General features: G+C 70.0%; 16 protein-coding genes, 1 tRNA gene and 2 pseudogenes. 17 read left to right on the top strand and 2 right to left on the bottom strand.

Annotation, left to right across the window (positions count from 1 at the left end; all coding sequences use genetic code 11):
* Nucleotides 1-37: 37 nt before the first annotated feature.
* The 8 genes from ACIRST_RS29105 to ACIRST_RS29070 are packed head-to-tail and all read left to right on the top strand — an operon-like array spanning nucleotide 38 to nucleotide 7,498.
* The gene (locus tag ACIRST_RS29105; protein ID WP_402805549.1) at nucleotides 38-244 is read left to right on the top strand and encodes a hypothetical protein; all 207 of its coding nucleotides are present in this window, start codon (nucleotides 38-40) and stop codon (nucleotides 242-244) included.
* A 57-nt stretch (nucleotides 245-301) separates the two neighbouring features.
* Nucleotides 302-1,294 carry an NAD-dependent epimerase/dehydratase family protein gene (locus ACIRST_RS29100; RefSeq protein WP_402805546.1) on the top strand — a complete coding sequence of 331 codons (993 nt, stop codon included), beginning with the start codon at nucleotides 302-304 and terminating at the stop codon, nucleotides 1,292-1,294.
* A gap of 48 nt (nucleotides 1,295-1,342) precedes the next feature.
* Entirely contained in the window at nucleotides 1,343-2,221 is an 879-nt protein-coding gene (locus tag ACIRST_RS29095) for a glycosyltransferase family 8 protein (RefSeq protein WP_402805543.1), read from the top strand.
* Nucleotides 2,218-3,726: a hypothetical protein gene (locus ACIRST_RS29090; protein ID WP_402805540.1), complete on the top strand. Its 1,509-nt coding sequence runs from the start codon at nucleotides 2,218-2,220 to the stop codon at nucleotides 3,724-3,726. The genes ACIRST_RS29095 and ACIRST_RS29090 overlap by 4 nt, the downstream gene beginning before the upstream one ends.
* Nucleotides 3,723-4,340: a hypothetical protein gene (locus tag ACIRST_RS29085; RefSeq protein ID WP_402805537.1), complete on the top strand. Its 618-nt coding sequence runs from the start codon at nucleotides 3,723-3,725 to the stop codon at nucleotides 4,338-4,340. The genes ACIRST_RS29090 and ACIRST_RS29085 overlap by 4 nt, the downstream gene beginning before the upstream one ends.
* Entirely contained in the window at nucleotides 4,337-5,305 is a 969-nt protein-coding gene (locus ACIRST_RS29080) for a Gfo/Idh/MocA family protein (RefSeq protein WP_402805534.1), read from the top strand. The genes ACIRST_RS29085 and ACIRST_RS29080 overlap by 4 nt, the downstream gene beginning before the upstream one ends.
* Nucleotides 5,292-6,260, top strand: coding sequence for a phosphotransferase family protein (locus ACIRST_RS29075; protein WP_402805531.1), 969 nt, complete (start codon nucleotides 5,292-5,294; stop codon nucleotides 6,258-6,260). Before ACIRST_RS29080 ends, ACIRST_RS29075 begins: the two co-directional genes overlap by 14 nt.
* A 29-nt stretch (nucleotides 6,261-6,289) precedes the next feature.
* The gene (locus ACIRST_RS29070) at nucleotides 6,290-7,498 is read left to right on the top strand and encodes a DegT/DnrJ/EryC1/StrS family aminotransferase (RefSeq protein ID WP_402805528.1); all 1,209 of its coding nucleotides are present in this window, start codon (nucleotides 6,290-6,292) and stop codon (nucleotides 7,496-7,498) included.
* On the opposite strand, the gene ACIRST_RS29065 is transcribed toward ACIRST_RS29070, so the two are convergent.
* A complete protein-coding gene (locus ACIRST_RS29065; RefSeq protein ID WP_402805525.1) occupies nucleotides 7,488-8,549 on the bottom strand; it encodes a phosphotransferase in 1,062 nt (353 codons plus the stop codon). The genes ACIRST_RS29070 and ACIRST_RS29065 overlap by 11 nt on opposite strands.
* 213 nt (nucleotides 8,550-8,762) lie before the next feature.
* On the opposite strand from ACIRST_RS29065, the gene ACIRST_RS29060 reads away from it, so the two are divergent.
* From ACIRST_RS29060 to ACIRST_RS29030, 7 genes and pseudogenes are all read left to right on the top strand, one after another.
* On the top strand, nucleotides 8,763-9,719 hold the full coding sequence (locus tag ACIRST_RS29060) for a hypothetical protein (protein WP_402805522.1): 957 nt from the start codon (nucleotides 8,763-8,765) through the stop codon (nucleotides 9,717-9,719).
* Nucleotides 9,720-9,931: 212 nt separating this feature from the next.
* A complete protein-coding gene (locus tag ACIRST_RS29055) occupies nucleotides 9,932-10,297 on the top strand; it encodes a hypothetical protein (RefSeq protein WP_402805520.1) in 366 nt (121 codons plus the stop codon).
* Nucleotides 10,297-10,872: pseudogene (locus tag ACIRST_RS29050) on the top strand (caspase domain-containing protein); the annotation flags it as partial. The gene ACIRST_RS29055 and the pseudogene ACIRST_RS29050, both read left to right, overlap by 1 nt.
* Before the next feature lie 279 nt (nucleotides 10,873-11,151).
* Nucleotides 11,152-12,315 (top strand): annotated as a pseudogene (locus ACIRST_RS29045) (DNA translocase FtsK); the annotation flags it as partial.
* Nucleotides 12,316-13,540: 1,225 nt separating this feature from the next.
* On the top strand, nucleotides 13,541-13,861 hold the full coding sequence (locus ACIRST_RS29040; protein WP_402805518.1) for a hypothetical protein: 321 nt from the start codon (nucleotides 13,541-13,543) through the stop codon (nucleotides 13,859-13,861).
* Nucleotides 13,862-14,122: 261 nt separating this feature from the next.
* The gene (locus tag ACIRST_RS29035; protein WP_402805516.1) at nucleotides 14,123-14,335 is read left to right on the top strand and encodes a helix-turn-helix domain-containing protein; all 213 of its coding nucleotides are present in this window, start codon (nucleotides 14,123-14,125) and stop codon (nucleotides 14,333-14,335) included.
* Nucleotides 14,335-15,534, top strand: coding sequence for a tyrosine-type recombinase/integrase (locus ACIRST_RS29030; RefSeq protein ID WP_402805513.1), 1,200 nt, complete (start codon nucleotides 14,335-14,337; stop codon nucleotides 15,532-15,534). The genes ACIRST_RS29035 and ACIRST_RS29030 overlap by 1 nt, the downstream gene beginning before the upstream one ends.
* Before the next feature lie 320 nt (nucleotides 15,535-15,854).
* Here ACIRST_RS29030 and ACIRST_RS29025 read toward each other — a convergent pair.
* Nucleotides 15,855-15,925, bottom strand: a tRNA-Gly gene (locus ACIRST_RS29025).
* Nucleotides 15,926-16,202: 277 nt separating this feature from the next.
* On the opposite strand from ACIRST_RS29025, the gene ACIRST_RS29020 reads away from it, so the two are divergent.
* Nucleotides 16,203-16,424: a hypothetical protein gene (locus tag ACIRST_RS29020; RefSeq protein WP_030056617.1), complete on the top strand. Its 222-nt coding sequence runs from the start codon at nucleotides 16,203-16,205 to the stop codon at nucleotides 16,422-16,424.
* 82 nt (nucleotides 16,425-16,506) lie between these two features.
* Complete coding sequence (dcd, locus tag ACIRST_RS29015; RefSeq protein ID WP_350519663.1) at nucleotides 16,507-17,082, top strand: dCTP deaminase; 576 nt, start codon at nucleotides 16,507-16,509, stop codon at nucleotides 17,080-17,082.
* Nucleotides 17,083-17,302: the final 220 nt, after the last annotated feature.

The raw sequence follows: 17,302 nt of genomic DNA, 5'->3' as shown, positions 1-17,302 counted from the left end.
TCAGCCGTCGTCCGAGGAGAGCGGAGGGGAACGTGCCATGGACGCAGCCGTGAACCCGCAGCAAGGCCGCCACCGTGGCACGCACCGCGACCCGCTGGGGACCGTGCTCACCGTGCTGTGGGGGCTCGGCCACATCGCCACGCTCGCGCTGCTCGGGACCGCGGCCCAGCATCAGCTCGGTGCCGAGCACCAGTTCGCGGCACCGCCGACACGCACTCTCCCGGATCGGGAGTCGACCGCCTGAGCATCCACGGCTCCGCGCTCGGCCCGCCACCCGCCTACGAGTTGGAGGAGAAGCACTGTGTCTCGCCCCCAAGCATCGCCGCCGGTCCGACGAGGTCCTGCGGTCACGGCAGCGACCAACGCCTTCGCCCGTCGCACCGCCGTCGTCACCGGGGCCGCCGGGTTCATCGGCTCGCATCTGTGCGAGCGACTGCTGGACCTGGGTGCGGAGGTGGTCGGCGTCGACAACCTGCTGACCGGCCGCCTCGACAACCTGTCGGGCCTGCGTTCGGCCGGGAGGTTCAGCTTCCAGGCCGACGACGTAAGCCAGCCGTTCAGCGTGGTCGGGCCGGTGGACTTCGTCTTCCACCTGGCCTCGCCCGCGTCGCCGCTCGACTACGCCCGCCACCCGCTGGCCACCCTGAAGGTCGGCGCGATGGGCACGCTCAACGCCCTGGAGCTGGCCGAGGCCAAGCGGGCCCGGTTCCTGCTTGCGTCGACCTCCGAGGTGTACGGCGACCCGCTCGTGCACCCGCAGCCGGAGCGGTACTGGGGCAACGTGAATCCGGTGGGCCCCCGGAGTGTGTACGACGAGGCCAAGCGGTACGCCGAGGCGCTGACCTCGTGCTTCCGGCGTTCCGGCAGCGCCCGCACCCGCATCGTGCGGATCTTCAACACCTACGGGCCGAGGATGCGCGCCGACGACGGGCGGGCGGTACCCGCGTTCATCCAGCAGTCGCTGGCGGGCGAGCCGATCACCGTGGCCGGCGACGGCAGCCAGACCCGCTCCCTGTGCTTCGTGGCCGACACCGTCGAGGGTCTGCTCGCCGCCGCCACGGCGGAGCATGCCGACCCGGTGAACCTGGGCAACCCGCACGAGATCACCATGCTCCAGCTCGCCGAGGAGATCCGGGCGCTGGCCGGTTCCTCGTCCACGATCACCTTCGTCCCGCTGCCCGCCGACGACCCGAAGCGCCGCTGCCCGGACATCACCTCGGCCCGCGCCCACCTCGGCTGGGAGCCCATCAACTCACCTGCGCGACGGCCTGCGCCAGACCCTCGACTGGGCTGAGAAGCACTTCCCCCGCCAGGCCACCGCCACCACCGGAAGGAGCGCCTCGTGACCACCGCTTCCCACCCGCTGCCCGCGCTCGTCTGCGGGATCGACGACGGATACGCCCGCCCGCTGCGGACGCTGATGCACTCGATCGCCGCCGCCCACCCCGGCAGCGTCGACGAGTTCCGCCTGATCGTCCTCGACCAGCAGATCAGCGACGCCAACCGCCAGGCGATCCTGCGGGACGCCGCCCGCATGGGCCTGCGCACCGAGCTGCGGCCGGCGCCCATGACCGACCCGCGCTACCCCGTTTCCGACTGGGTGAGCGGCGCGGTGTACGTGCGCCTGGCCATCCCGGAGGTCATCCCCAACGAACGCCGGGTGCTCTACCTGGACACCGACACCCTGGTGCTCGGGGACCTGCGCCCGCTGCTGAGGCAGTCCCTCGGCGGGCGCCCGATCGGCGCGGTGCGAGACCCGCAGAACCCGGTCATCGGCCGCGGAATCCAGCTGCCCGGCTGGGAGAAGCTCGGCGTCCCGTACGGCAGGGACTACTTCAACAGCGGCGTTATGCTCATCGACCTCGACCGGTGCCAGCGGCTCGGCGTCTTCGAGCGGTCGCGGCAGTTCCTGTCCGAGCACCCGGACAAGGTCCGGTTCTGGGACCAGGACGCGCTGAACTGGGTCGTCGACGACAACTGGCACCGGCTGGACAGACGTTGGAACACCTTCGCCATGTCTCCGCAGGCCACCCAGCCCGGGTTCATCCACTACGCCGAGGCGGACAGCCCGCTCGCCCAGCTCTTGGACGACGAGGCGACCGCCGCCCTGGTGCACTTCGCCGGCCCCGACAAGCCGTGGCAGGACAGCTACCCGGAGGGCCAGCTCCGAGACACCTACCGGCTGTTCCACGACTACGTCGATGCGGGAGGCGCCGAGTGAACGGCCGGAAGCCGTTCTGGCGGCGGCCGTCCTGGTGGCTCGCCGCCGCCGTGGCCGCACGCAACGTGAACGGGCTGCGGCAGGTCCGCCAGACGCTGGCCCGGGTCGACCGCCCGGCCCCGCTCTCGGCGGTGGAGCCGATGGTGCTGCACGTCGTCATCCCGGTGCTGCGCGAGCAGCAGCACATCGCCGGTGCGCTGGCGTGGTTCGTGCCGCTCCTCCGTAACTTCCCGGGTTCGACGCTGACCCTGGTGTCCACGGCGCGAGAGGAGCGCGAACGCACACACCTCGTCGGCCGGCTCGCCGGGGCGACGGCAACCGACCTCACGGTGCAGCACTTCCCCCAGCTGACCGACGACGAGCTGACCGCCCTCGCCGAAGCCCTGGCCAAGACCGGCGAACGCACGCTCACCCTGACGACAGCCGCCGAGGTCCTGTCGACCTTCCCCACGACGGCGGACGTCATCGCGAGCGAGATCGCGCGCCTCCGGGAGCCGGTGGTCCGGCACGTCCACTACGAGGGCGACGGGCGGAAAGCCGCACAGGTGAACGCCGCTGTCGAACAGCTCGGGGCCGACTCCGCCGAGGAGTACGTCGCCGTCTACGACGTGGACTCCCGCCCCAGCCCGGAGCTGCTGCAACGCACCGCCGAGTTCCTGGCCCGCCGACGAGCGGAGGACGGCGAACTGCCCCGCGTCGTCCAGCAGTCCGCCCGCTTCGCCACCCAGGGCGCCGCCGACACCTGGTGGGAGCGGGCCCTGTGCCGAGGTGCCGCCCGAGCACAGACGCTGTGGACCCTCCGCCGCGAAATCCCCAACCTTCGCCGGTACGCCGACTCCGCCCGCCGAGCAAGGGGCGGGCGGGGCCTCGCCCAGACCGTCGGCCACGGCCTGCTTGTCCGCACCGACGTCTTCCGGCAGATCGGCGGGCTGCCCACCTTCACCGTCCTCGACGACGTCGCCTTCGGCTACCGGCTCACCCTGGGTGACATCCCGGTCGACAGCCTCCCCTTCACCACCACCGTGCCAGCGGCCGAGTATCTGCCGGAGCTGCTGTCCCAGAGTGAGCGCTGGTTTCAGAGCTACCTCGACTACCCGCAGTGCGCCGCCCGTTGGCGCGCCCAGGGCCGCGGCAGCCGCCTCGACCACGCAGCGGCGCTCACCATCGGCGCCTACCGGGGCATGGCCTGGCTGCTGGTCTCGCCCGCGACGGCAGCCTGCCTGGCCCTCGCACTCAGCCCGCGCACACGCCCACCGGCCCGGGCAGCGGCCACGGTCGCGCTCTGGGCCGCCACCGTCGCACCGGTCCGCCTGCTCGCCGAGGCCGAAGGCCGTCCGCTGACCGTACGGGAGACCGCCACGCAGAGCGCGGAAACCCTGGCCGGGCTGCTGCTCAAGAGCATCGGCCCGATGACCGCCCTCGGCCGCTGGGCCGCGACCAGCACCAGGCACTCGGCGCTCGCCCCCAAGAGCAACCGCCGTACCAAGGACAGGGAGACACAGTGATCCTCGGCATCGAGGGGGTCAGCTGCGTCGGCAAGACCACCCTGGCCGCCATGCTCGCCCCTCACCTCAAGCAGCCCGCCGTCATCCCCTGCTACTTCCACGCCAGCCCCGACCCCACCCGGCTGCCGGCCCCGGAGCCCTTCACTGCGGACCACCAACTGGCCAACATCACCCAGTTCCTGGAAGTCGAGGACCTCCGGCTCACCCAGGCCAGGCAGGCCCTCGCCGAGAGCCGGGACGTGATCCTCGACCGCACCGTGGACACCCTCCTCGCCCACGCGCACGCCGTCGGCCGGATGAACGGCTTCGACTGCGACGACCAGGCCCAACACGCCGTCACCAGCAGGGCCGTGGTGATGCCCAACCTGACGATCGTCCTCATCGCCGATCCCGACGTGCTCGCCCGCCGGGCCCGCCTGCGCAAGGGCATGCCGACGATCTTCTACGACCGCCACTTCAGCGAACACTTCAACGCCTACTTCGACCACCCTCTCGCCGCTGTGGTCGCCCGGCTCGACACCACCACCTGCTCACCCGAGGAACTCGCCGCACGCGCCCTCGACCACATCCGCCGCCACCAGGCCGGCGAGCACCCGCTGCGGGAGGCATCGTGAAGGCTGCACTGATCGGCTGCGGTGCCATCGCCAGCCGTTGGGTCCGATCCCTGCTCGCGGACGGCCGCATCGAGATCGCCGCGCTCGTCGACCCCGACCAGCAGGCGGCGCGGGCTCTCGCGGACCGGTACGAGCTGAGCCCCACGTTCGCCACGACGCTCGACGAGGCGCTCGCACTGGCTCCGGTCGACGTCGTCGTCAACCTCACCCCGCCCGACCACCACTACCGCGTCAGCCGCGAAGCCCTCACCCACGGCTTCCACGTCCTGACCGAGAAGCCCCTGGCCCTGAACCTGCCCAACGCCCTCGACCTCGTCCGCCTCGCCCGCGAGCGCGGCCTGCTGCTGGCCGTCATGCAGAACCGCGGCGCCGACCCCGGCTTCCTCGCCTTCCGCGACATGGTCCGACTCGGCGGCCAGCCGCCCTTCGCCATCGCCTCCGACACCCTCGTCACCCTGCCCGGCCCCGGCTTCCGCAGCAACCAGCACCTGCCCGTCGCCACCGACCTTGCGGTGCACGCCTTCGACCAGGTCCGCGCCCTGATCACCGCACCGCCGACCGAGGTCACCTGCACCGAGACCCCGACCGGCTTCCTCGCACCGCACACGTCGATCGCCACGATCACCGTGCAGTTCGCCGACGGCTCCCTGTTCACCTACCGGGGCGGCTACATCGTCGACCCGCTCCTACGGACCAACGCCAACGGCGACTGGCGGGTGGAGGCCCGAGGCTTCGCCGCGTGCTGGGCTCCGGACCCCACCGACAGGCACAAGACAACCGAGGCCGGGCCGCCCGCCTACCAGCGGTGCATCACCGCCATGGTGGACGCCCTCCACCAGCCCGGCGCCGTGCCCGTCCCCGCCCTCGGCAACCTCGGCTCCATTGCTCTGCTGGACGCCGCCCTCCAGTCCGCAGGCAGCCGCCGCTCCGTCCCGGTGCCGGAGGTGCCCGATGTCCGCCCGTGACGCCATGATCGACCGCCCGCACCCGCTGCTGCTCGATGCGCTCATTGCAGCCGGCTTCGACGCCACCGACGCACGCTTCACGCCCCTGCGCTCCGGAACGGACAGCCTCCCGTTCGTAGCCGCCACTCGCGACGGCGACGAACTGGTGGTCAAGGTCCGCCGCGCAGGCAGTCGCTCGCGCTACCCGACCGCCGCCTGGGCCTCGTCCCGGATGCGAGAAGCGGGCATCCCCGCCGCCCGCGTCCTCTGGTACAGCCGAGAGGCGTGCGTCGAGATCCGTTGCCCGGGCCGGCCGATCGAAGCGGAGCCCCCACGGCCGCAGGACCTGGACGCCGCCACCCGAGCCGGCGCAGTCCTCCGCCGCCTGCACATCGTCGAGGTCAGCAGCTTCGGCCAACTCGACGGGCACGGCACCGGCCAACACTCCACCATCCAGGGCTGGTTCCTCGCCCTACCCGCCCGCCACATCCCCAGCTTCGACGGCCTCGACCTGTCCGGACTGCTGAACCGCACCCGCCTCGTCCTCGAAGCCGGAGCCGCCCGCCTCCCCACAACGGCGCCCAAGCTCCTGCACGGAGACTGGGTCGGACGCCACCTCTTCACTGACGGCCGCCACATCACCGGAGTCGTCGACCTGGAGAGCGCCCGCGGCGGCGACCCGCTGGCCGAACTCGCCGGCTGGGCCCTGCGCGAGCCCGCTCCGATGACCGAGGCCCTCCTCGCTGGCTACTTCGACGGGCCGTTGCCCGCCGAGAGCCTGCTGCCGCTCGTCCTGTTTCGCCTGCGCATCGCGGTCTCGCTCCTGCACTTCCACGTCTCCTGCGACGACCAGGACGGGGTCCGGCTCCGGGCCGCCCAGATCCAGGCCGACCTCGCCGACCTCGACCACGGCCGCCTCACCGCCGTCCCCCGCATCGCCCCCGACCCGCACTCCTCCGGACGGCGCCGCCCGTAGGCAGCCCCGCCCCCGACTGGAAGGACGCCATGAACGACCCCAAGGTCACCCTCCCGTTCCCCCGCGAGCCCAAGTACGGGCAGGCCGAGAAGGACGCCGTCCTCAAGCTCCTCGACGACGGGCACCTCTCCGAGATCAGCCGCGGCCCGGCCACCAACGCCCTCGAAGCTGCCTTCTCCCGCCTCACGGGCACCCGGCACGCGCTCTCGTTCAACTCCGGCACGGCCTCCGTGCACGCAGCACTCCACGCGGTCGGAGCCAACCCCGAAGCCGGCGTCGCCGTCTCCCCGATGACCTGGATCTCCGCCATCACCGCCGTCTTCCAGGCCGGCAGCTACCCCGTCTTCTGCGACATCGAGCCGGACAGCCCCAACATCGCCGCCACTGCGGTCGCCCAGGTCGCCGACGAATGCTCCGCCGTCCTCGCCACCCATACCTGGGGCATCCCCGCCCGCATGGACCAGCTCGCCAAGGCCACCGACCTGCCGATCGTCGAGGACTGCTCGCACGCCCACGGAGCCCTCTACCAGGGCCGGGCCGTCGGCTCCTGGGGCGCCGCCGGGTGCTTCAGCCTCCAGGAATCCAAGTCCGTCTCCGGCGGCGAAGGAGGCGTTCTCACCACCTCCGACCGGGAGGTCTACGAGCGCGCCCTCACCCTCGGTCACCACCCCGCCCGGCTGGCCGACGAACTCACCCTCTCCGAACTGAGGCCGCTCGCCGACACCGGGGCCGCCTTCAAGTACCGGATGCCCGCCCTCTCCGCCGTCATCGCCCGCCAGCAGCTCCGTTCGCTGCCCGACCGGATGCTCGCTGCCGAACAGAACCTCGCCACCCTCCGCACAGCCCTGGAGGAGTACGACGCACCCGTCGCCTGGCCCGCGATCGGCGAACTCTCCGTTCGCGGTTGGTACGGCACCCCGCTGACGATCAACGCCCGAGTGCCCGACCCGAAGACACTCCACGAGAAGTGCCGGGCCGCCGGCATCCCCGTCCGCTCCCAGTACGAGGACTGGACCCAGGCCCCGCTGCTGCAACGCCTCGACCTGGCCGCCCGCTACTGGCCCCACCTCGCCGACAGCCCCTACCAGCCGCCGACCCGGGACACGCTGCCGAACTACTACAAGGCCCTGCGGCAGATGATCGTGATGAAGGTGCCGCAGATCCCGGCTCCGGACTACATGGAGCAGGTCGCCGAGGCCCTCGCCACCGTCCTGGCCCGCACGGTGCTCACGGCATAGCCGCGAACGCCTCCTGCACGTCCTCGCGCCGCTCCGTCCACCAGGCCAGGAAGCGCTCGGCGGGTAGGAACAGGTGGTCGCAGGAGTGGTCGTCGCGGTCGTAGTGGAAGACCAGCTGCCAGTAGTCCGACATGCGCTTCCACCACAGCCGCTCCACCGCGTCCGCCAGAACCGGCACCGGGATCGGCACCACCGACCGGTAGCCGGCCACGAACGCGGCGGTCCGCTCCAGGTCGAGGAAGCCGTTCTCACCGCCGAACTGCACCGTGGCGGTGCGGGCGACCTCCTCGCCGAACGGCCTGACCCGGATCCGGTCCCAGTCGATCACCCCGGCGATCTCACCACCCCGCCAAAGCACGTTCCGGTGCTGCACGTCACCGTGCGTCCACCCCACCGGGCCGACCGCCACCTCGCTGGCCGGGCGCTCGTGCCCGTACTTCTCCAGCAGCACCTTGCGCTCAGCCAGCGCCGCGACGGCCTCGGCGTCGAACACCGTCCGGCTCTCCAGGTCTGTGATCAGGGCGAGGAAGCGGTCCGCCTCCTTGCGGGCCGCAGCCGGCGTGGTGACCCGGACGGTCGCCTGCTCCGGTCCGGGCGGCAGCAGGCCGACCATTCGCTCACCGTTCAAGTTCCGGTGGATCCGACCAAGCAGGACGCCGAGGTCAGCGGCCTGCTCGATCGAGAGAGCCGTACCCGGCAGGTGGCTACCCTCCGTCCACGGGATCAGGCAGTACCCGCGGTCGGCGACCTCGACCACCGCATCCCCGGCCGAAGAGAGCCGTGCCCTGCCCACCGGCAGGCCGTCGTCGGCCAGCACTGTCAGCACAGCCAGGTTCCGACGTGCCAGCGGCAGCGGCACATCCATGATCCGCTTCAACGCGAACGAGCCCTCGGCCGTATCCAGCCGCCAGTTCCCGTTCATCAACCCGTCCGACAGGAAGCGGCACTCCCGCACCTCGCCCAGCCCGAAGGCCTCGCCGAGGACCGCCAGATCCTCTGCGATCTCGCTGAACCGAGCGCCACTTGGGCCGTCGAAAGTCGCTTCCGTCACCCCAAGCAGGCTAGCGGAGCAGGGACACGAACGCGGCTAGTTCGAGCATCACGAATCTCGCTGCCGGCCAGCGTCGAATGTGATCAAGACTGCTGCAGCAAAAGGACCTTGTTGCAGCGAGTGACGTGGTACGTTCCGTGGTCCAACCGAAAATAGGCGACCCCGGCAGCGCGCCAACGCTCCGGGGTCCGGCAACAGGAGCTGTAACTCCCGATGCGCGTCCATCGTACCGAACACGTACGTAACTTCACCGTGCTGCCCAACGCCATGCTGCAGTACCGGCAGCTGTCCTACACCGCCCGCGGCCTGCTCGCCGACCTCCTCTCCCGCCCGGACGGCTGGCGCGAGGACGGCCGGCACATGGCCGACACCAGCCCCCAAGGCCGAGGCGCGATCCGAAGGGCCCTGAGGGAGCTGACCGACGCTGGCTTCTACCGGGTCGAGAAGATCCGCATGCCGGACGGCACGATCATCACCGAGACCCACGTCTACGACACCCCGCAGCTCGCACTGCCGGGTACCACCCGTCCGGTCTCCGGTGAAGCGACCACCGGCGATGCTGACGCCCTTGTAAAGAACCTGGCGGAAGAACCCTCCCTCCCTGCCCAGCAGGTCGGAGAGCCGGTCACCACTGCCGAGCCGCAGGCGAGGGCGGAAGGGAAGGAGGAAGACGCCGACAAGGACGTCGATCGCGAGCCGCCGACGGTGCCGGACGAGCAACTCCGCGAGGCGGTCGCCACACTGTTCCGGGTGGTCCGCCCCGAGCCGCGCCTGCGGCTGGGCGAGGCCGATGCCCGCGAACTCGCTCCCCTGGTCGCGCATTGGCTGGAGCGCGGCAGCACCCCCGCCGACCTCGCCCAGGCCCTGCTGCCGGGCCTGCCCACCCCGATGCACTCGGCAGTCGCGGTGCTCCGCTACCGCCTGGAGCGCAAGATGCCGCCCGTCCAGGCCCCGCAGGAGCCCTCGAAGCCCCGGTACGCCGAGTGCGCCATGTGCCACGACCCCGTGCCGCAGCCGGGCATCTGCGCCGCCTGTGCGGGCCTCGGCACGCGTCCGGTCGCGCTCGGCAGCGGAGCGGAGGTAGCCGCTGCCGGGGTCGCGCGTGTCCGAGCAGCGATGCGCGCCGCGAGGGGAGGGGCCAACACCGGGACGCTCATGCCTGCGGGTTAGCCGTTTCTTTCCACTCATCAGTTGACTGGTCAGGTCGCGCCGTTGACCGACTAACAGTAAGCACAGGAGTCGGCAAGCGACTGATGGGTGCTTCCCAGCTGAGGAGGCCGTCTCCGGCTCCTCGGTTCAGCTGAAGTGAAGACCGGCTCGGGGGTTCTCGGGCATGATGCTGCTGCAGGTAGACGAGGGGGCTCGTGGTGGCGGGTGTTGAGGTGGCGATCCTGGCCGAAACTGGCAGGTTCGACTCTGGAGATGCACGGTGGCAGGACCAGGTCGCGGCGCTACACACCGCGTTGCGTGAGGAGGCCGGGACGGTCTTCTCACGCCGCGTGCCCAAGCCGGGGTGGAAGGGCACCGTCGACACGGTGATACTAGCGGTGGGCTCCTCCGGCGCCCTGACCGCCGCCGTGGCGTGCTTTCGTGCCTGGCTCGCCCGGGACAAGACAAGGACGCTCACCGTGACGTGGACCGACGAGGCTGGAGGCGAGCGGTCTCTCCAGATCAGTGGCGACAACGTCGACCAGGCATCGTTCCAAGCGCTGGCCGAGGCGATCCGCAGCCGTCTGGGAGACGGTTGATGGCTGGAGGGGGTCGCTATCGAGGGCTTCTGATCGGCAACACGAGCTTTCCTCGCGACCCGCACGCCCTTCTCGACCTGCACGGGCCCCGAGTCGACGTCCAGCAGCTGAAGCAGGCGCTGACGGACGAGCAAGTCGGGCTGTTTCGTGGCCAAGACGTCTGGCAGCTGGTCGACAACGGGATCCAGGACATCAGGGAGCAGGTCGACGAATTCTTCACCTCGGCCACCCGGGAGGACGTGCTGTTGCTGTACTACAGCGGCCACGGCCAGACCGACGAACTCGGAACGCTCTACCTGTGTGCCAAGGACACAAGCACCAACCGCCTACGGGCCACCGCGTTGAGCGCGATCGAGATCAATAACATGATCGACGGCTCACCGGCAGGTACCACCATCGTCATCCTTGACTGCTGCTACAGCGGCGCCTTCAAGGGTGCCGCCAAAGCCCCGGCCGCGGGCAGGGGTAGGTACGTGCTCACCAGCAGCAGATCGACCCAGCTCACTCTGGCGGCCACCAGGCTCGGCCAGCCCAGCCCGTTCACTGGTGCGCTCGTGCGCACCCTGCGGCAGACCTGGCCCGCAGGGCATCTGACGATCGTCGAGCTTTACCGACTGGTGCACCGATGGATGACCAAGGACTCCGTGATCACCCCGCAGCTGAGGATCGCCGGGGAAGGCGATGTCATCATCGCCCGGCGCGCAGCCTCGCTCTGGGGCGCTCCTCCGACTGAGCAGGCCCCCAGTCCGGAGAAGATCCCGGCCCGAGATTCCGCTAGCGCAATCAGCACAACCTCCCGCAAGGAAAACAGGGGTGCCGCGCCCGCGCCTCAGCCGTTCCACGCGCCCGACGTCATCTCCTACACACTGCCATCGCTGGACCTGCTGGAACGTGGCGTCCCCGCCAAGGGCCGCTCCAAGATCAACGACGAGGCAATATCCCAACTTCAGGGCGTGTTCACCGGGTTCAAGGTCGACGCCAGGGTCATCGGCTTCTACAGCGGCCCGACGGTCACTCTCTACGAGGTCGAACTCGGGCCCGCTGTGACCGCTGGGCAGATCACCGCATTGACCAACAACATCGCCTACGCAGTCGCCACCTCCGACGTCCGGATCGTCTCGCCGCTCCCTGGGAAGGCTCTGGTCGGCGTGGAGATCCCCAACCCGGCCCGGGCGATCGTCGCCCTCGGCGATCTGCTGCGCTCGCGCACCGCTGCCGAGGACACGCACCCGATGGTGGTCGGCCTGGGCAAGGACGTCGAGGTCCGCACCGTGATGGCCCACCTGGCGAAGATGCCGCACCTGCTGGTCGCCGGCGCCGCTGGAACGGGCAAGTCGTCGTTCATCAACTGCCTGATCACCTCGGTGCTGGTCCGCGCCACCCCCGACGAGATCCGTATGGTGCTGATCGACCCCAAGCGGGTCGAACTTGCCGCCTATGAGGGCATCCCGCACCTGATCACCCCGATTATCACCAACCCGGAGAAGGCCGTCCGGGCCCTCCAGTGGGTGGTGCGCGAGATGGACATGCGCTACGACGACCTGGCGGCCTGTGGCTTCCGGCACGTCGACGACTTCAATGCCGCGGTGCGGGCCGGCACCGTCCAGCCCCCGCTCAGCAGTGAGCGGGAACTGGTGCCCTACCCGTACCTTCTGGTGATCGTCGACGAGCTGGCCGAGCTGATGATGGTCGCCCGGCAAGACATCGAGGACTTGGTGGTCCGGATCAGCCAGCTCGGCCGCGCTGTCGGCATCCACCTGGTGCTCGCCACAGTGCGCCCCTCGGCGGACGTAATCACGGGCCTGATCAGGGCCAACGTGCCTTCCCGGCTGGCCTTCGCCACCTCGACGATGGCGGACTCCCGGGTAATCCTCGACCAGCACGGCGCGGAGAAGCTGATTGGCAAGGGCGACGCCCTGTTCCTGCCGATGGGCGCCAGCGAGCCGATCCGCATACAGGGCGCCTTCGTCACCGAGGCCGAGATTGCCAAGGTGGTCCAGCACTGCAAGGACCAGCTGACGGCCTAGTAGAACCGCCGGAACTGCCGACCAGTCGAATCCCGGCCGCACCTCAGGTGGAACACGGTCCCTGCGAACTCGTGTGGTGGGGACCGAAACTGGACGACAACGGGCGCGGTCTCTCAGCGGTGGATCGGTCCGCGCCGAACCGCTCGGGAGCGGGGTCCTGCGGTCCCCAGCGTCGGGACCGGAGGAGATGCGGACCATCGGTCCCGGGGACCGTCACACGGGTAGGCCAGCGGGGACCGGGACCGGTCTGTAGGGACTGAGCCGCTGGGACGGTTGCCGACGTTCTTCCCACGGGGACCGTCAGTGCCGGGGACCGGGACCGACTCGGAGGTTGGGCCGCAAACGGGTCGGGACCGAGGGCAGGACCGCTTCGGGACCGGGTGCTCGACGGGGTCGGCACCCGATCACCGCTTTCGCGTCGGGCCCTTTAGGAAATTGGCCGACCCTGGCGTAGCGTCCTCCGATTCCCGACGAGCCGCCCTCCGCAGCGGTCCCGGACACGTGACCGTCAGCCCATCGCTGGTCGGCTATCCACATCAACCGACTCGGAGGAGAGCCCCTGACCACCCACCCGAAGCCCACCGACCCGACCCCCGACATTCGCGCCCAGTCGACCAACTACCCCAAGCTGCAGCACGCTTGGCCTCTACCTCGGAACGGTCATGCCGCAGGCGCAGCAAGCTATCGCGTGGGGCTGCCCCAGAGGCAGCCCCACGCAGGTCACCCGCCAATCAGCGAGGGTCAGCCGGTGACGAGTCGAGCGGGGGCGCTCGACTCGTCACCGGCAACCTGACACCAGGGGGTGCCAGGAGGGTCGGAGGAGACGATCACCACCTCCCCGAACACCTGTCAACGCGCTCCACAACGCCGCCGAGCGCGAGAGATCGCCAGCACCGTCGAAGCCCGAAACCGGACTGCTTCCGCTTCTGCGCGACCAGCACCCTCAACACGGCCCGCGGTCTGACTGCCGGCGACCCGCAGGATCGCCTCGACAACGCGGTTGATGAGCTCGACGCCGACCAACACGCCATCACCAGCATCGACACGGCAGGCGTGAAGCTCGAAAGCGGCTGGGCGAGCCGACCGCCTTTACAGCAAGTGAGATGCACCCACTCGTAGTTGATGTCACTTTGATGTCGTCTGGGCTGGTCGGGAACCTTCCCGACCAGCAGTGTCTTGTGTTGGTTCCGCGCCGATCACCAGCACTGGAGCCGCCATGACCGACCGCACCGACTTCGACCGACCTACCTTCGACCGCACCGTCATCCGAGCCGTCCCTCATCCTGACGAACTGCGACCGCGTGGACTCGCCATCGCCTGCGCGCGGTGCGGTGCCACCCGCGACTGGCTGCTTCTCAATGTCCGCGCCCTGGTCTTCGTCCGCTGCCGCTGCGCGCACGAGTGGCACGAGTCCGACCTGACTCGCGCCGACTTCGACGAGTCGTTCACGAGCGTTGAACGCACCTGGAGCACCCTTGAGGAGGCCATGACCGCCCTGGCCTTCGACGGGCTCCTCGCCGGAGCGATCTGGGACTGATCCCACACCCGGTGGAGCCGCCGAGCGACCGACGGCTCCACCGGGATCAACTCGCCGAACCCGTCTGAGGGCCTGGGAATTCTGAGCCCGTAGCACAAGATCGGCCGAATGCGTTCGGCCGGCAGAACCCGAAGCTGGTCCTGCCGCCCAGGGAACCACCGAGATCCCCCAGGCAGCAGACCGCACTGGTGGCACCGCCACCGGTCAGCCCGAGATCACGCGACAGCGCGACCACCACCCGCGCCGCACAGAAAGCCGTGCATGTCCGACCAGTACCTCACCGTCGCCCAGGTCGCCGACCGCCTGGGCACCAGCGAGCGCTTCCCCCGGCGCCTCATCGCCGAGCGCCGGATCACCTTCGTCAAGATCGGAGCCCACGTCCGCATACCCGAGTCCGCCCTCGACGCCTACATCGCCACCGGCACCGTCCCCGCGGTCCGCTCCCGACGCGACCGCCGAGGGAGGGCTGCCTGATGGCTCGGAAGAAGCCTTCGACCCGCCGCCGGTTCGGCGCGATCCGCCAGTACCGCTCCGGCCGTTGGACCGCGAGCTACCACGACCACCTCGGCAACGAGCACCGCTCACCCGAGACCTTCGAGACCAAGACCGACGCCGAGGTCTGGCTCACCCTCGTCGAGGCCGACCTCACCCGGGGAAACTGGATCGACCCCGACACCGGCCGCGTCCCTTTCAAGGACTACGCCGCGGCCTGGATCAACGAGCGCGGCCTGATGCCGACCACCGATGAGCTGTACCGCCGACTGCTGTGGCTGCACATCCTGCCGACCTTCGGCGAGATGCCGGTCAAAGGCATCCTGCCGAGCCACGTCCGTACGTGGAACGCCGGGCGCCGACAGGCGACCGGTGCCACCACGGCGGCGAAGGCGTACCGGCTACTGAAGGCCATCATGGAGACGGCCACCGACGACGAGCTGATCAACCGCAACCCCTGCCGCATCAAGGGCGCCGGCAGCGAGGACGCACCCGAGCGGCCCGTGGCCACCATCGAACAGGTCTTCGAGCTCGCGGAACTCATGGGACCCCGTTGGCGGTTCATGGTCTTCCTCGGAGCCTTCGCCACCCTCCGCCCCGAGGAACTCGCCGAACTGCGCCGCAAGGACGTCGACCTCGACGAGCGCTCCCTGAAGATCAGCCTGGCCTCCCCCGAGCTGAATACCGGCAAGCGTGCCACGGGCCCCACCAAGTCGAAGGCCGGCAAGCGAACGATCCACCTGCCCTCCTTCCTCGACATTCCCCTGCGCCAGCACATGGCCTGGCATGCCGAGCCGGGACCGGAGGGGCTCGTCTTCGTCGGCGAGAAGGGCGCACCGTTCCGGCGAAGCACCTTCGGGCGCAAGTTCCGCAAGGCCCGCGCCAAGGTCGACGGCCTGCCGCGCCATTTCCACTTCTACGACCTGCGTCATACCGGCAACACCCTGCTCGCCGAGGAAGGCGCCAGCCTCAAGGACCTCATGGTCCGCATGGGCCAGTCCTCGACCCGCGCGGCGATCATCTACCAACACTCCACCGATGGACGCCAGCGCCAGCTCGCCGCCACGCTCGACACCCGCGTCCGCACCACAACCGGGCACACCCGGCCCGCGCCACCTGAGCCTCCGAACGGTGCACCTACCGGTGCGCCAGTGGTGCGGCCTCTTCGACGGTTGATCTGATCCCATGTCAGGGGCCGGCGAGCACCCTCGCCGACCCCTATTGACCGCTACAGGCCCGCAGTCGCCACCGCCGCACCGAGGCGATCAATGCTCTGACCTGCGATTTCTCGGCGCGCCGACATTGGACACCCTGGTGACTCAGGTCACAAGAAGTTGATCTCGAAATCCGAGGCGCTAATCGTACAAAGATTCGATGAAGCCTAAATCTGACGGCTTTTCAGCTGATCTGGAGTACACAGTGGTGCGCAAGCAGTGCGGGGCCCGGAAATTGGTCCAGACAACAAGAAAGCCCCAGGTCGTTGACCTGGGGCTTTACTCTGAGCGGGCGACGAGAATCGAACTCGCGCTCTAAGCTTGGGAAGCTCATGTTCTACCATTAAACTACGCCCGCCTGATGAGCCGTCAGAGACCGCTCGATCCAGTGCCACTGTACCCCATCCGTGACTGCGGTTGCACGAGGGATCCGGGGGCGCGGCGGAGCGGGGTGGGGGCGGGTCCGGAGGCGTACTGTGTGGGCCGCGTACGAGCGCTCCGGTGGGTGGGGTCGGGGGCGGCGAGCCACGGCGAGGAATGTCCGGAACATCCCCTAATGTGACGCTGTCCCGGGGCTCGGCCGCCGGGGCGCGTGAGTACGGGTGAGTACTGGGTTAGGGATGGGAAGGGGATCGATGGAGCAGCGCGCCGTCGTTCGTTGTGCCGAGGGGCACCTGTTCAGCACCACCACGTTCCCGATGCAGAACCTCGGTCCGGGCCGGCTCGGTCCCGGGCGGTTGATCCGCTGTCCGCAGTGCGGACGGCTGCGGAGTTCGGTGCTGGCCGACGTGCGGGAGCTGTCGGAGCCGCAACTGGCGCAGGCGATGCGGCTGGAGGCCGCGGAGTTCCTGGCCTGACGGTCGGCGGTAGGACCAGGAGGACGTAGTGGGGCCCCGGGCGGATTCGTCCGGGGCCCTTTCTTGCACGTAACCTCGAAGCGTGCTGCTCTCTGACAAGGACATCCGGACCGAAATCGACCTGGGCCGGGTCGTCATCGACCCGTTCGACCCGTCGATGATCCAGCCGTCGAGTATCGACGTGCGCCTCGACCGCTTCTTCCGCGTGTTCGAGAACCACAAGTACCCGCACATCGACCCCTCGGAGGAGCAGCCGGACCTGACCCGGCTGGTCGAGCCGGAGGGCGACGAGGCGTTCATCCTGCACCCGGGCGAGTTCGTGCTGGCCTCGACGTACGAGGTCATCTCACTGCCCGAGGACGTGGCCTCCCGCCTGGAGGGCAAGTCGAGCCTGGGCCGGCTGGGCCTGCTCACCCACTCCACGGCCGGCTTCATCGACCCCGGCTTCAGCGGCCACGTGACGCTGGAGCTGTCGAACGTCGCGACGCTGCCGATCAAGCTGTACCCGGGCATGAAGATCGGGCAGCTCTGCCTGTTCCGCCTCTCCTCGCCGTCGGAGCACCCGTACGGCTCGGAGCGCTACGGCTCGCGCTACCAGGGTCAGCGCGGCCCGACGCCGTCCCGCTCGTACCTGAACTTCCACCGCAGCGCGGTCTGAGCACACGGCGAGGACCCAGCGGTCCTGGCGGTCCCCGCAGTCCCGACGGTCCCGGCGGACCTGCCGGACCCAGCAGAGCGCACGCAGGCCGGGGGGGCCCCCCCCCGGGGGGGGGGGGGCGCCCCCCCCGGGGGGCGGCCCCCGGGGGGGGGGGGGCCGCCGCCCCCCCGGGGGCCCCCCCCCCCCCCCCCCCCCCCCTGGGCCCCCCCGGCCCACCGCC

Source organism: Kitasatospora sp. NPDC101447 (assembly GCF_044767225.1).
Classification (GTDB): Bacteria; Actinomycetota; Actinomycetes; order Streptomycetales; family Streptomycetaceae; genus Kitasatospora.
This window is presented reverse-complemented; position numbering and strand designations above follow the sequence as displayed.